Raw genomic sequence first — 12192 nt, 5'->3', positions numbered from 1 at the left:
CGAAAACGCCCCCGAAGAGCCCCCGATATTGAGGACGCCAATGAGCGACGACCCGCACTACCAGGCCACAGAAGACGCCCACACCGGCCCGATCAAGAACCCGAAACAGCTGCTGCTCGCGGTCTTCTTCTCGTTCATCGCTCCCATCCTGATCATCGCGGGCCTCGTCTCCTACGTGGTCTCCGGCACCCATCCCTCGGGCGATGCGCAGGGCGACAGTATGTCGCTCTACGGCGTGTCGAAGGAAGCGCGCGACCGCGAGATCGCCGAACGCCTCAAGAAGGTCGGCTCGATCGAGATCCGCGACGCCAACCGGCCGTTGGCCGCTGGCGAAGCGGTGTTCAAGGCGCAATGCGTGGCCTGCCACGGCGCGCCCGGCATTCCGACGGCTCCGCACCTCAACGATGCCGCGGCCTGGGGCCCCCGCATCGGCCAGGGCTACGCCACGCTGCTCGAGCATGCGCTCAAGGGCAAGGGCGCCATGCCTCCCCAGGGCGGCGGCGACTTCGAGGATGTCGAGATCGGCCGCGCGGTGGTCTATCTGGCCAATTCGGGCGGCGCCAAGTTCCCGGTGCCGGACCGTCCAGCGGCGGCGGCGCCCGACGCGGCGGCATCCGATGCGGCTGCGCCGGCGAAGCCCTAGGCGCACCAGGCGCACTCTCGCCCCTCGACCAAAGAGCCCGCATGCGGGCTCTTTTTTATGGGTGCGCCGGCTGCCTGAGCGGCTGCCCGGCGGCCGGGCTCATGACATGGCCGAAGCGCGCGGGCAGCTCCGCGGCACGCACGTTCTGCGGCGCCCAGCGCCCCGCCTCGATCGCCTCGGCCGCCACGCCCACATCCTGCGTATGGACCAGGCCGAGCCCGAGCGGCGCCACCAGGTAGAGCCGGCCCTCCTCGTCGAGCAGGCAGGCCGAGGGTTCGACGTCCAGGCCGCTGTGCGAATGCACCGAGAAGTCTTCCGCGACGCGCCAGATCCACGGCGCGGCTTCGAGCTCGACGTAGACGCGCTGCGGGCCGTTCTGGAAGAACCACTGCCCGCGCTCGTCGTGCTCGTAGTTGCGCTGGATGAAATCGATCAGCTTGTCGTGCCTGAGCAGCGAGCCCTTGGCCGCCGGGAAAGGCCCCATGGCCTGGGTGCGGTCGTCGCGCATGTACCAATTGCCGCGCGCGTCCAGGCCGAGCCAGCCGTAGCAGTGCGGCACGTTGGGCCACTTGGCGAGCGCCTGTCTGACGATGTCGTCCATGAATCTCATTCTGGCGCGGATCGGGCCGCGCGGCTGTAGTTCAAGCGCTCAAGTGCTGCGCCAGCCAGCCGCCGACGCGCTCCGGCATGCCGCGCACATGGCCGGGCGGCGCGCCCAGCGGAAAGCCCACATGGCCGCCGTGGGCCGGCTGCCAGAGCGTGACGTGGCGGCCGACCTCGCTCTGGCGCGGCAGGCTGGCCGCCGGCACGAAGGGATCGTTGGTGGCGTTCACCGCCAGCGCGGGAATGCGGATCGCGTCCAGATGCGGCTTGGCCGAGCCGCGCGTCCAGTAGTCGTCGGTGTCGCGAAAGCCGTGCAGCGGCGCGGTGAACACGTTGTCGAAGGCGTAGAGGTCCTGGGCCGCGAGGAGCTTGTCGCGGTCGAACAGGCCCGGATGCTGGGCCAGCTTGGCCAGCGCCTTGGGCTTCATGGTCGACAGGAACATGCGCGTGTAGACCAGCCGGTTGAAGCCGCGGCCGATCGCCGCGCCGCCGGCGGCCAGGTCCAGCGGCGCCGAGATCGAGGCCACGGCGCTGACCAGCTTCGAGGCCTCGCCGCCCGCCTCCTCTGTCCAGCGCAAGAGCGCATTGCCGCCCAGCGACACACCGGCTGCCAGCATCGGCCCGCCATGCTGCGCATGCAGCCGCCCGAGGATCCAGCCGACCTCCTCGTAGTCGCCGGAATGGTAGGCGCGCGGCGCGCGGTTGAGCTCGCCGCTGCAGCCGCGGAAATGCGGCACCGCGTAGTCCCATCCGCGGACCCTCGCGAAGGCCGCGAAAGCCTCGGCGTAGTGGCTCTTCGACGAGCCTTCGAGGCCGTGGAACAGGATCAGCAGCGGCTTCGACCCGGGCCCGGCCGCATCGAGAAAGTCCACGTCGATGAAGTCGCCGTCCGGCGTGTTCCAGCGTTCGCGCCTGTAGGCCGGCAAGGGTGCGTCCACGCGCCGTGCATAGAGCGCGGGCCAGATGGTTTGGAGGTTGCCGCCGGGCAGCCAGAGGGGCGCGACGTATTGCATGTCAGTGAAGCGTCTGGGGCGCGGCGTCGTCCTCGTCCTCGGGCGCGTGCACGCTGCCCGGGCTTGCATGGTGCGCCACCATGCGCCAGCCCTGGGCGGTCTTGTGATAGACGTTGGTGGCCAGCACGAAGGCATGGCGCGGCCCCTCGGCGGTGAGCACCTCGATGCGCTCCAGCACGTTGTGCACCGCGCTCGCGAGCGACTCGACCCGGCGCACGCGCGCCGGCGTGGCGTGGATCGCGCCGTTGGCGAACATGTGCTCGAAGGCGGCGCGGATCGCCTCGGTGCCCACCAGCCGCGGGCCGCCGGGATGGACGCAGAACACCTCGTCCTCGTCGGCCCAGCAGGCCATCAAGGCGTCGATGTCGCCGCGCTGCAGCGCTTCGTAGAAGGCGGTCTCGACGTCGTCGGCGGTGCCGCCGACGGCTGCGGCGCGGAGTTTGGTCTTGGGCATGGCAGAGAAAACAGGCAACTGGCCGTGATTGTGCGGCGTCCTTGCACCAAAGCCGGCCGCGACCGGACAGACCAAACACTCCATTTTGGACCATTTGGTCCAATCCTGATCGATGCAAACGCGTAAGTGGTTGATTTCAAAAGGCTTGGCCGAGTGGCACGGCCTATGCATAAGAGCGTCGGCGCGCGTCCATCGACGTTGCGCCCGCAGCCCATCCCTCACCTTCGGTCCAGGAGCGCAACGCATGAACGTCGGCATCTTCATCCCCATCGGCAACAACGGCTGGCTGATCTCGGAGAACGCCCCCCAATACAAGCCGAGCTTCGAACTCAACAAGCAGATCACGCAGAAGGCCGAGCACTACGGCGTGGACTTCGCACTGTCGATGATCAAGCTGCGCGGCTTCGGAGGCAAGACCGAATTTTGGGATCACAACCTAGAAAGCTTCACGCTGATGGCCGGGCTGGCCGCGGTCACCTCGAAGATCAAGCTCTTCGCCACGGCGGCTTCGCTGGTCATGCCGCCGGCCATCGTGGCGCGCATGACCTCCACCATCGACTCGATCTCCAACGGCCGCTTCGGCCTCAACCTGATCACCGGCTGGCAGCGGCCCGAGTACTCGCAGATGGGCCTGTGGCCCGGCGACGAATTCTTCGCGACGCGCTACCGCTACCTGTCTGAATACGTGCAGGTACTGCGCGAGCTGTGGACCACCGGGCAGTCCGACTTCAAGGGCCAGCACTTCCAGATGGACGACTGCCGCGTGAGCCCGAAGCCGCAAGCCCAGATAAAGGTGATCTGCGCCGGGCAGAGCGATGCCGGCATGGACTTCTCCGCCAGGTACGCCGACTACAACTTCTGCTTCGGCAAGGGAGTGAACACGCCCAAGGCCTTTGCGCCGGCGGCCGAGAAGCTCGTCGAGGCGACGAAGAAGACGGGCCGCCACGTGACCTCCTACGTGCTCTTCATGGTGATCGCCGATGCCACCGACGAGGCGGCGCGCGCCAAATGGGAGCACTACAAGGCCGGCGCCGACCAGGAGGCGCTCGCCTGGCTCACGCAGCAGAGCGCGGCCGACACCAAGTCGGGCGCCGACACCAACGTGCGCCAGATGGCCGATCCGACCTCGGCCGTCAACATCAACATGGGCACGCTGGTCGGTTCCTACGCGACCATCGCGCGCCTGCTCGACGAAGTCGCCGAGGTGCCCGGCACCGAAGGCGTGCTCCTGACCTTCGACGACTTCGTGCCCGGCGTGGAGGCTTTCGGCGAGTACATCCAGCCCCTGATGAAGAGCCGCACGCACATCGCGAGCCCCGTGCCTTCGCGCGTCGCCGCCGAGCGCCTGGCCGCCTGAAACGCAAAGGCCGCTGCCATGAGCACCGCCAAGAACAACACCACCATCGCCTCCAGCACGCCGGTGGGCGTGCCGAACGCGCCCGGCGCGCCCGCACCGCTGGTGCTGCCGGCGCGGCCCGAGCCGCTGGCGCTGCATGCCGCCAACTCGGCGCTGATCGTCGTCGACATGCAGAACGCCTACGCCTCGATCGGCGGCTACGTGGACACGGCCGGCTTCGACATCTCGGGCGCGCAGGGCGTGATCGCCAACATCGCGCGCACCATCGCCGCCGCGCGCGCGGCCGGCATGCTGGCCGTCTTCCTGCAGAACGGCTGGGATGCGCACTACGTGGAAGCCGGCGGCCCCGGCTCGCCCAACTGGTACAAGTCCAACGCGCTCAAGACCATGCGCCAGAAGCCCGAGCTGCAAGGCCGCTTCCTCGCCAAGGGCGGCTGGGACTACGCGCTCGTCGATTCGCTGCGGCCGCAAGCGGGCGACATCGTCATCCCCAAGACCCGCTACAGCGGCTTCTTCAACAGCACGCTCGACAGCAGCCTGCGCGCACGCGGCATCCGCAACCTGGTCTTCACCGGCATCGCCACCAACGTGTGCGTGGAGTCCACGCTGCGCGATGCCTTCCACCTCGAGTACTTCGCCGTGATGCTCGAGGACGCAACGCACGAGCTCGGTGGGCCCGCGATCCAGCAGGCCGCGGTCTACAACGTCGAGACCTTCTTCGGCTGGGTCTCCAGGGTCGACGATTTCTGCAGAACCTTCGCGCCCGAGACCGCCACCCGACCCGTACCGGCCGAAGCGGCCGCCGTCTGATTCTTTTTTCGACAAGGACCCATCCATGCCCAAGCAAGCCATCATCCCGCCCGGCACCGGCGTGCCGCTCGCACCCTATGTTCCCGGCACGCTCGCCGACGGCGTGCTCTACGTGTCGGGCACCCTGCCCTTCGACAAGGACAACAACGTGGTCCACGTCGGCGACGCGAGCGCGCAGGCGCGCCATGTGCTCAGCACCATCCAGGGCGTGGTCGAGGCCGCCGGCGGCAGCATGGACGACGTGACCTTTAACATGATCATGATCAAGGACTGGGCCGACTACGCGAAGATCAACGCGGTCTATGCCGAGTTCTTCCCCGGCACCAAGCCGGCGCGCTATTGCATCCAGTGCGGCCTGGTGAAGCCCGACGCCTTGATCGAGATCGCCTCGATCGCGCACGTGGGCAAGAAGGCCTGAGCATGCCGTTGCACTACGAGGTGCACGGACCGGCCGAGGGCGAGGCGGTACTGCTGTCCTCGGGCCTCGGCGGCTCGGCCGGCTTCTGGTCGCCGCAGCTCGCTGCGCTGATCGAAGCCGGCCATCGCGTGATCGCCTACGACCAGCGCGGCACCGGCCGCAGCCCGGCGGAGCTGCAGGCCGGCTACGCGATCGCCGACATGGCGCGCGACGTGCTCGAGATCCTCGACGCCACCTCGACGCCGCGCTGCCACCTGGTGGGCCATGCGCTCGGCGGCCTGGTCGGGCTGCAGCTCGCGCTCGATGCGCCCTCGCGGGTGGCCAGCCTCGTGCTCGTCAATGCGTGGTCGAAGCCCAATGCGCATTCGGCCCGCTGCTTTGATGCGCGGCTGGCGCTGCTCGGCGCCTGCGGCCCGCGCGCCTATGTCGAGGCGCAACCCATTTTCCTCTACCCCGCCGCCTGGTGCGCCGCCCATGCGCAGCGCGTGGCCGACGAGGTCGAGCATGCGCTCGCGCATTTCCCGGGCGAGGCCAACATGCGCGCGCGCATCGCAGCGCTGCGCGCCTTCGATGTCGACGCGCGCCTGGCCGAGATCGCCGTGCCGGCGCTGGTGGCCGCCGCCACCGACGACACGCTGGTGCCCTGGACCTGCTCGCAGCGCCTCGCCGAAGGCCTGCCCCGCGCGCGCCTCGAATGCGTGCCCCATGGCGGACATGCGCACAGCGTGACCGGGGCCGAGCTCTTCAACCGCAGCCTGCTCGCCTTCCTGGCGCGCGTGAACGCATCGGGAGTCCCCGCATGAAAGCACTGGACGACGACGCCCTGGCGCTTCTTTTCACCGAAGCCCGCTCGCACAACGGCTGGCGCCCCGAGCCGGTCTCCGACGCCCTGCTCGAACAGGTCTACGCGCTCGCGCGCACCGGGCCGACCTCGGCCAACTGTTCGCCGGGCCGCTTCGTCTTCGTGCGCACGCCCGAAGGCAAGGCGCGCCTGGCGCCGGCCTTGTCGAAGGGCAATCTCGAGAAGACGATGAACGCGCCGGTCACCGTGATCGCCGCCTGGGACAGCGCCTTCTACGACAAGCTGCCCACGCTGTTCCCGCATGCCGACGCCAGAAGCTGGTTCACCGGCAGCGTCGAGGCCGCGCGCGAGACGGCCTTTCGAAACGCCACGCTGCAAGCCGCCTACCTGCTGCTCGCCGCGCGCGCGCTGGGGCTGGATGCGGGGCCGATGTCGGGCTTCGACAGGGCCAGGATCGACGCCGCGTTCTTCACCGGCACGCCCTGGACCACCAACTTCCTGATCAACCTGGGCCACGGCGACCCCGCGAAGCTGTTCGGCCGCCTGCCGCGGCTGGATTTCTCGCAAGCCTGCGCGCTCGCCTGAGGAAGGTACCGACGCCATGAACGCCTTGCCCAGGAGCGACTACCGCGATGCGATGGCCCGCCTCGGCGCGGCCGTCCATGTCATCACCACCGACGGCCCCGCTGGGCGCGCCGGCTTCACCGCATCGGCCGTGTGCAGCGTGACCGACGAGCCGCCGACGCTCCTGGTCTGCCTCAACCGCTCGGCCTCGGTCTATCCGGCCTTCCAGGCCAACGGCGTGCTCTGCGTGAACGCGCTGGCCGCCGGACAGCAGGCGCTGTCGGGCCTGTTCGGCGGCAAGACGCCGATGGACGAACGCTTCGCCGCGGGTCGCTGGAGCCGCAAGCGCACCGGCGCGCCGGTGCTCGAGGGTGCGGCCGTGTCTTTCGACTGCCGCTTGTCGCAGGTGACGCGCGTGGGTACGCACGACGTGCTGTTCTGCGAGGCCGTCGCCATCGCGATCGGCGGTACCGCGCACGGCCTGATCTACTTCGACCGCCGCTACCACGACATCGTCGCCGCGCCGCACTGAGCGCGCGGCGCGCTCAACGCGTGGTGATGCCGCCCAGGACGATGCGCTGCACGTTGTCCACCGTCTCCTCGAAGAACTCCGGGTCGTCCAGCGTGCGGCCGGTGATGGCCTGTACCTGCACGCCGAAGTCGGCGTAGTGCTGCGTGGTCGCCCATAGGGCGAAGATCAGGTGATGCGGATCGACCGGCGCGAGCTTGCCGGCGGCCACCCAGGCGCGGATCACTTCGGATTTGCGCGTCACCAGATCGCGCAGTTCGCGGTCGAGTTCGTCGCGCAGCAGCGGCGCGCCTTGGATCATCTCGAGGCAGAACAGGCGCGAGGCATCGGGCTGGTCGCGCGAGATCACCAGCTTGCGCCGGATGTAGTCGCCGATCGCCTGCCGCGGATCCTGCTCGGCGCTGAAGCCGCGCAGCGGCTCCAGCCACACGGCGAGCAGCTCGCGCAGCACCGAGACGTAGAGCTCCTCCTTGTTGGCGAAGTAGTAGAGCAGGTTGCTCTTCGAGACATCCGCGCGCGCCGCGACCTGGTCGACGCTGGTGCCGTGCAGGCCGAAGCGCGAGAAGAGTCCCAGCGCTGCGCGCAGGATCGCCGCGCGCTTGTCCTCGATCTGGCGCAGCCGCCGGTTCACCGACGTGACGCTGCGCGCCACGGGTGCGCGTTTCGGATGCACGCGCTTGGACTGCGGCGCTTCGGCGGCCAGCACGGCCGGCGCCTTGATGCTGCTGCTGCGTGTTTTCGGCATGGGTTGCTTTGCTTCCTTCTCCACCTGGGATTCTCGTTGCCTGCGACGCGGCCCGCACGCGCGAGCCGTACCGCCCATGGTACGCACGTACGCACCACGGCAACACCGGGCGCACGCATTCGCCGCGCCGCGCCGCTGCCCGCGCACCACGCCGATGCAGCAGTTCGCATTTGTCCATTTGGTCCAACTGGCATGGACGTTGCATGTCGAAGCGCCGCCACCGTCACACCGAAGGATTGAAAGCATGACCCTGCTGTCCGTACCGATCATCGATCTGGCACCCTTCTTTTCCGGAACGCCCGCAGGCAAGGCCGAGGTGGCGCGCAAGGTCGACGAGGCCTGCCGCAGCATCGGCTTCCTGGTCATCACCAACCACGGCATCGCGCCCGAACTCATCGCACGTGTCTCGGCGGCGTCGCGCGAATTCTTTGCCCTGCCGCTGGCCGAGAAGCGCAAGGTCGACCGCCCGCGCGACGATGCGGTGCGCGGCTACAGCGCGGTGGGCGAGGAAGGCTTGTCGTACAGCCTCGAAGAAGCGGCGCCGGGCGATCTGAAGGAGTCCTTCTCCATCGGCCCCTCCAATGTGCCGACCGACGAATACCACCGGGGCGTTGCGGCCGGCCCGCACTTCGAGCCCAACGTCTGGCCTCAACTGCCGGGCTTCCAGCCGGCCTTCGACGACTACTTCGAAGCGATGAGCGATCTCTCGCGTTCGCTGATGCGCATCTTCGCGCTCGCGCTGGAATTGCCCGAGACCTTCTTCGACGACAAGATCGACAAGCACATCAGCATGTTCCGCGTGCTGAGCTATCCGCCGCAGACCGAGGCTGCATTGCCGGGCCAGCTGCGCGCCGGCGCGCACAGCGACTACGGCAGCCTCACCGTCGTGCTACCCGACGACAAGGGGCTGCAGGTCTTCAACAAGGCCGGCCAATGGGTCGACGTGCCGATGGTCGAGGGCGGCCTGGTGGTGAACATCGCCGACCTCATGATGCAGTGGACCAACGATCTGTGGGTCTCGACGCTGCACCGCGTGGTCAACCCGCCGCCGGATGCGGCCAGCACCAACCGCCGGCAGTCGCTGGTGTTCTTCCACCAGCCCAACTACGACGCGATGGTCGAATGCCTGCCGAGCTGCCTCGCGCCCGGCGAGGCGCCGAAGTACGCGCCGATCTCTTCCGGCGACCACTTGAAGTCGAAGTTCCTGAAGCAAACGACTTTCGGCGGCACCAAGGTCACCGCCTGACCATGGCCCATCTCTCCTACGTCAACGTCTTCGCCAAAGACGTGGTCGCGCTCAGCGGCTTCTACCAGCGCGTGTTCGGTTTCCCCGAGATCGAGGCCATCCGCTCGCCGATCTTTCGCGGCCTGGACACGGGAAAGTCCAGCCTGGGCTTCAACGCGCTCGATGCCTACGAGCTCTTGCAGCTGGCCGAGTTCTCCGACACGCGCGGCGTCAAGTTCCTGCTGAACATCGATGTCGATTCGCAAGAGGAAGTCGATTCGCTGGTACCGACCGCCGTCGCCGCCGGCGCCACGCTCGTCAAGCCGCCCTACCTCACCTACTACCACTGGTACCAGTCGGTGCTGCTCGACCCCGAGGGCAATGTGTTCCGTATCAATTTCATGATGAAAGGTCCGAGTGATGTTGCGTAAACCGATTTCCTGCGCCGTGGCAGCGCTCTTGGCATGTGCAGCGCTGGCCGGCCCGGCCGCGGCGGCCGACGGCTTCACCCTCAAGGGCAAGCCCAAGATCGCGATGCTGTACTTCGGCCCCAAGAACGACGGCGGCTGGACGCAGGCCTTCGACGAGGCGCGCATCAAGGTCGAGAAGGAAACCGGCGAGAAGATCCAGTTCGTCGAGAACGTGCCGGAAGACGCCTCCGCCATCAAGCCCGCGGCCGAGAAGTTCATCCAGCGCGGCGCCAACATCATCATCGGCACCGCCTTCGGCTATTCCGACAGCTTCAAGGAGCTCGCGGCCAAGTACCCGGACGTGGCCTTCCTCAACGGCTCGGGCACCAGCAACGGCGCCAACCTCGAATCCTTCTACGGCCGCACCTACGAGAGCCAGTACCTGTGCGGCATGGCCGCGGGCGCGGCATCGAAGACGGGCAAGCTCGGCTTCGTCGCGGCCAACCCCTTCGGCGTCGTCAACTGGACCATCAACGCCTTCGCGCTCGGCGCCCAGAAGATGAACCCGAACGCCACGGTGAACGTGATCTACACCGGCTCGTGGAACGACCCCGTGAAGGAGCGCGCCGCAGCGGCTGCCCTGATCGACCAGGGCGCCGACGTGATCGGCCAGCACGTCGACAGCCCGACGCCGCAGATCGTGGCGCAGGAGCGCGGCGTCTACGGCACCGGCCACCACCGCGACCTGCGGCAGTTCGCGCCCAAGGCCACGCTGTGCTCCTCGGTCTGGGTCTGGGACAAGTTCCTCACGCCGGAGCTGAAGAAGATCATGGCAGGCAACTGGAAGCCGGCGCCCTACGGTGCCTTCATTCCGATGAGCGCGGGCGGCACCGACATCGCGGGCTTCGGCCCAGGGGTGCCGAAGGACAAGGCCGCCGCCATCAGCGCCGAGCGCGACGCGCTGCTCAAGGGCAAGCAGATCTATGCCGGCCCGCTGACCGACCGCGACGGAAAGGAACGCGTCGCCAAGGGCGCCGTGCTGTCGGACGCCGATCTGTGGAAGATGGACTGGTTCGTCAAGGGCGTCGTCACGCAGAAATGACGACCGCACTTCAGCTCAGCGGCATCCACAAGTCCTTCGACGGATTTGCGGCGCTTACCGACGCGCACTTCTCGGCGCGCTGGGGCGAGGTGCATGCACTGCTGGGCGAAAACGGCGCGGGCAAGTCCTCGCTGATGAACATCGCGGCCGGTCTTTATGCGGCGGAGGCCGGCGCCATGCTGGTCGACGACAACCCGGTGCGCTTCAGCGGGCCGCGCGATGCCGCGAAGGCGCGCATCGGTATGGTCCACCAGCACTTCAGGCTGGTGCTTCCCTTCACGGTGGCGCAGAACATCCTCCTGACCGTGCCGCGGTCCGAGCGCTTCGAAGGCCACGGCAAACGCCTGCGCCGCGTCGAAGAGGCCATCCGCGACAAGGCGCGCGAGCTCGGCTTCGACATCGACCCGGCGCAACGCGTGGACCGACTGTCGGTCGCCGAGCAGCAACGCGTCGAGATCCTCAAGGTGCTCCTGGCCGGCGCGCGCATCCTGATCCTCGACGAGCCCACCGCCGTGCTGACCGACCAGGAAGCCGAGCGCCTGCTCTCGACCGTGCACGGGCTCGCGCGCCGCGGCGCGGCGGTAGTGCTGGTCACGCACAAGATGGCCGACGTCAAGCGCCATGCCGACCGCGTGAGCGTGATGCGCGGCGGCCGCACGGTCGCGACGGTCGACCCGCAGCAGATGCCGGTGGGCGAACTGGTCCGGCTCACGGTCGGCGAATCGATCACCGCGCCCGCTGCCGGCGCGACGCGCGCGACACCGGGCGCGGTGCGACTCACGGTGCGCGGATTGCGTTCGCCCGAAGTGCAGGGCCGCCGCGTGCTCGACGGTGTCGACCTCGATCTGCGCGCGGGCGAGATCTACGGGCTGGCCGGCGTCGGCGGCAACGGCCAGGGCGAACTCGCGGGCGCGATCATGGGCCTGCCGGGCCAGACCGAAGGCGAGATCGCGCTCGACGGCCATGGCGATCTCAAGGCCACGCCGACGACGGCGCGCCGCGCGCTGGGGCTGGCCACCATTCCCGCCGACCGCTACGGCCTCGCGCTGGCGGGCGGCCTCTCGGTCTCCGAGAACCATGGCATCGGCCAGGTCCACAGCGGGCGCTACGGCTCGGCCTGGCGCCTGAAGCGCCGCGAGATGGACAAGGACGCACAGGCCGCCTGCGCCGCCTTCGATGTGCAGGGCGTGCGCTCGATCGCGCAGAAGGCCGCGCTGTTGTCGGGCGGCAATGCGCAGAAGCTGGTGCTGGCGCGCGAGTTCGGCAAGTCGCCGCGGCTGGTGCTGGCCCACAGCCCGAGCCGCGGACTGGACGTGCGCGCCGGCGCCGAGGTGCATGCGCGGCTGCGCGCGGCGCGCGATGCCGGCGCGGCCGTTCTGCTGATCAGCGAAGACCTCGACGAGGTGCTGGCACTGGCCGACCGGGTGGGCGTGATGACGCGCGGCCGCATCGTGGCCGAGTTCGCGCAGCCGGCCAATCGGCAAGCCGTCGGTCAGGCCATGGTGGACCATGGCTGA

At 68.6% G+C, this 12192-nt stretch carries 15 protein-coding genes; 11 read left to right on the top strand and 4 right to left on the bottom strand.

All coding sequences use genetic code 11. The features are described from left to right. The first annotated feature begins 40 nt into the window (after positions 1 to 40). A complete protein-coding gene (locus AC3A6B_RS08110; RefSeq protein ID WP_487836219.1) occupies positions 41 to 643 on the top strand; it encodes a c-type cytochrome in 603 nt (200 codons plus the stop codon). 55 nt (positions 644 to 698) lie between these two features. On the opposite strand, the gene AC3A6B_RS08105 is transcribed toward AC3A6B_RS08110, so the two are convergent. The 3 genes from AC3A6B_RS08105 to AC3A6B_RS08095 are packed head-to-tail and all read right to left on the bottom strand — an operon-like array spanning position 699 to position 2713. Next, positions 699 to 1244, bottom strand: a complete 546-nt coding sequence (locus AC3A6B_RS08105) for a DUF2946 family protein (protein ID WP_487836218.1) — start codon at positions 1242 to 1244, stop codon at positions 699 to 701. A gap of 40 nt (positions 1245 to 1284) precedes the next feature. After that, on the bottom strand, positions 1285 to 2259 hold the full coding sequence (locus AC3A6B_RS08100) for a YheT family hydrolase (protein ID WP_487836217.1): 975 nt from the start codon (positions 2257 to 2259) through the stop codon (positions 1285 to 1287). 1 nt (position 2260) lies between these two features. Beyond that, on the bottom strand, positions 2261 to 2713 hold the full coding sequence (locus AC3A6B_RS08095) for a YybH family protein (RefSeq protein WP_487836216.1): 453 nt from the start codon (positions 2711 to 2713) through the stop codon (positions 2261 to 2263). Positions 2714 to 2957: 244 nt separating this feature from the next. On the opposite strand from AC3A6B_RS08095, the gene rutA reads away from it, so the two are divergent. Genes rutA through rutF form a run of 6 tightly spaced genes read left to right on the top strand, consistent with a single transcriptional unit; the run spans position 2958 to position 7196 of the window. After that, positions 2958 to 4070 (top strand): pyrimidine utilization protein A, encoded by a 1113-nt coding sequence (gene rutA / locus AC3A6B_RS08090; RefSeq protein ID WP_487836215.1) that lies wholly within the window; start codon positions 2958 to 2960, stop codon positions 4068 to 4070. Positions 4071 to 4088: 18 nt separating this feature from the next. Beyond that, the gene (gene rutB / locus AC3A6B_RS08085) at positions 4089 to 4880 is read left to right on the top strand and encodes a pyrimidine utilization protein B (RefSeq protein WP_487836214.1); all 792 of its coding nucleotides are present in this window, start codon (positions 4089 to 4091) and stop codon (positions 4878 to 4880) included. A 25-nt stretch (positions 4881 to 4905) separates the two neighbouring features. Beyond that, positions 4906 to 5298: a pyrimidine utilization protein C gene (rutC, locus tag AC3A6B_RS08080; RefSeq protein WP_126839402.1), complete on the top strand. Its 393-nt coding sequence runs from the start codon at positions 4906 to 4908 to the stop codon at positions 5296 to 5298. A gap of 2 nt (positions 5299 to 5300) precedes the next feature. After that, positions 5301 to 6101, top strand: coding sequence for a pyrimidine utilization protein D (gene rutD / locus AC3A6B_RS08075; RefSeq protein WP_487836213.1), 801 nt, complete (start codon positions 5301 to 5303; stop codon positions 6099 to 6101). Continuing rightward, the gene (locus AC3A6B_RS08070; RefSeq protein WP_126839400.1) at positions 6098 to 6685 is read left to right on the top strand and encodes a malonic semialdehyde reductase; all 588 of its coding nucleotides are present in this window, start codon (positions 6098 to 6100) and stop codon (positions 6683 to 6685) included. Before rutD ends, AC3A6B_RS08070 begins: the two co-directional genes overlap by 4 nt. Before the next feature lie 16 nt (positions 6686 to 6701). Further along, complete coding sequence (gene rutF, locus AC3A6B_RS08065; protein ID WP_487836212.1) at positions 6702 to 7196, top strand: NADH-dependent FMN reductase RutF; 495 nt, start codon at positions 6702 to 6704, stop codon at positions 7194 to 7196. Positions 7197 to 7209: 13 nt separating this feature from the next. Here the strand turns inward: rutF and rutR are convergent, their stop codons facing one another. Continuing rightward, positions 7210 to 7938: an HTH-type transcriptional regulator RutR gene (rutR, locus tag AC3A6B_RS08060; RefSeq protein ID WP_487836211.1), complete on the bottom strand. Its 729-nt coding sequence runs from the start codon at positions 7936 to 7938 to the stop codon at positions 7210 to 7212. A 244-nt stretch (positions 7939 to 8182) separates the two neighbouring features. On the opposite strand from rutR, the gene AC3A6B_RS08055 reads away from it, so the two are divergent. From AC3A6B_RS08055 to AC3A6B_RS08040, 4 genes are read left to right on the top strand one after another with little or no spacing between them, the layout of a single operon-like run. Then, positions 8183 to 9184 (top strand): isopenicillin N synthase family dioxygenase, encoded by a 1002-nt coding sequence (locus AC3A6B_RS08055; protein ID WP_487836210.1) that lies wholly within the window; start codon positions 8183 to 8185, stop codon positions 9182 to 9184. Between the two features lie 2 nt (positions 9185 to 9186). Continuing rightward, positions 9187 to 9594, top strand: coding sequence for a VOC family protein (locus AC3A6B_RS08050; protein WP_487836209.1), 408 nt, complete (start codon positions 9187 to 9189; stop codon positions 9592 to 9594). Next, positions 9584 to 10675, top strand: a complete 1092-nt coding sequence (locus tag AC3A6B_RS08045; protein ID WP_487836208.1) for a BMP family ABC transporter substrate-binding protein — start codon at positions 9584 to 9586, stop codon at positions 10673 to 10675. The genes AC3A6B_RS08050 and AC3A6B_RS08045 overlap by 11 nt, the downstream gene beginning before the upstream one ends. Continuing rightward, positions 10672 to 12192, top strand: a complete 1521-nt coding sequence (locus AC3A6B_RS08040; protein WP_487836207.1) for an ABC transporter ATP-binding protein — start codon at positions 10672 to 10674, stop codon at positions 12190 to 12192. The genes AC3A6B_RS08045 and AC3A6B_RS08040 overlap by 4 nt, the downstream gene beginning before the upstream one ends.

The sequence above is a fragment of the Variovorax sp. Soil_C_33 genome, assembly GCF_057656935.1.
The sequence above is the reverse complement of the archived record's forward strand: the minus strand, read 5'-3'. Positions and strand labels throughout refer to the sequence as shown.

What these genes read in the sequence shown, in the direction of transcription:
- AC3A6B_RS08110 (WP_487836219.1), top strand. Translation starts at nt 41, where the DNA reads ATGAGCGACGACCCGCACTACCAGGCCACAGAAGACGCCCACACCGGC.
- AC3A6B_RS08105 (WP_487836218.1), bottom strand. Translation starts at nt 1,244, where the DNA reads ATGGACGACATCGTCAGACAGGCGCTCGCCAAGTGGCCCAACGTGCCG.
- AC3A6B_RS08100 (WP_487836217.1), bottom strand. Translation starts at nt 2,259, where the DNA reads ATGCAATACGTCGCGCCCCTCTGGCTGCCCGGCGGCAACCTCCAAACC.
- AC3A6B_RS08095 (WP_487836216.1), bottom strand. Translation starts at nt 2,713, where the DNA reads ATGCCCAAGACCAAACTCCGCGCCGCAGCCGTCGGCGGCACCGCCGAC.
- rutA (WP_487836215.1), top strand. Translation starts at nt 2,958, where the DNA reads ATGAACGTCGGCATCTTCATCCCCATCGGCAACAACGGCTGGCTGATC.
- rutB (WP_487836214.1), top strand. Translation starts at nt 4,089, where the DNA reads ATGAGCACCGCCAAGAACAACACCACCATCGCCTCCAGCACGCCGGTG.
- rutC (WP_126839402.1), top strand. Translation starts at nt 4,906, where the DNA reads ATGCCCAAGCAAGCCATCATCCCGCCCGGCACCGGCGTGCCGCTCGCA.
- rutD (WP_487836213.1), top strand. Translation starts at nt 5,301, where the DNA reads ATGCCGTTGCACTACGAGGTGCACGGACCGGCCGAGGGCGAGGCGGTA.
- AC3A6B_RS08070 (WP_126839400.1), top strand. Translation starts at nt 6,098, where the DNA reads ATGAAAGCACTGGACGACGACGCCCTGGCGCTTCTTTTCACCGAAGCC.
- rutF (WP_487836212.1), top strand. Translation starts at nt 6,702, where the DNA reads ATGAACGCCTTGCCCAGGAGCGACTACCGCGATGCGATGGCCCGCCTC.
- rutR (WP_487836211.1), bottom strand. Translation starts at nt 7,938, where the DNA reads ATGCCGAAAACACGCAGCAGCAGCATCAAGGCGCCGGCCGTGCTGGCC.
- AC3A6B_RS08055 (WP_487836210.1), top strand. Translation starts at nt 8,183, where the DNA reads ATGACCCTGCTGTCCGTACCGATCATCGATCTGGCACCCTTCTTTTCC.
- AC3A6B_RS08050 (WP_487836209.1), top strand. Translation starts at nt 9,187, where the DNA reads ATGGCCCATCTCTCCTACGTCAACGTCTTCGCCAAAGACGTGGTCGCG.
- AC3A6B_RS08045 (WP_487836208.1), top strand. Translation starts at nt 9,584, where the DNA reads ATGTTGCGTAAACCGATTTCCTGCGCCGTGGCAGCGCTCTTGGCATGT.
- AC3A6B_RS08040 (WP_487836207.1), top strand. Translation starts at nt 10,672, where the DNA reads ATGACGACCGCACTTCAGCTCAGCGGCATCCACAAGTCCTTCGACGGA.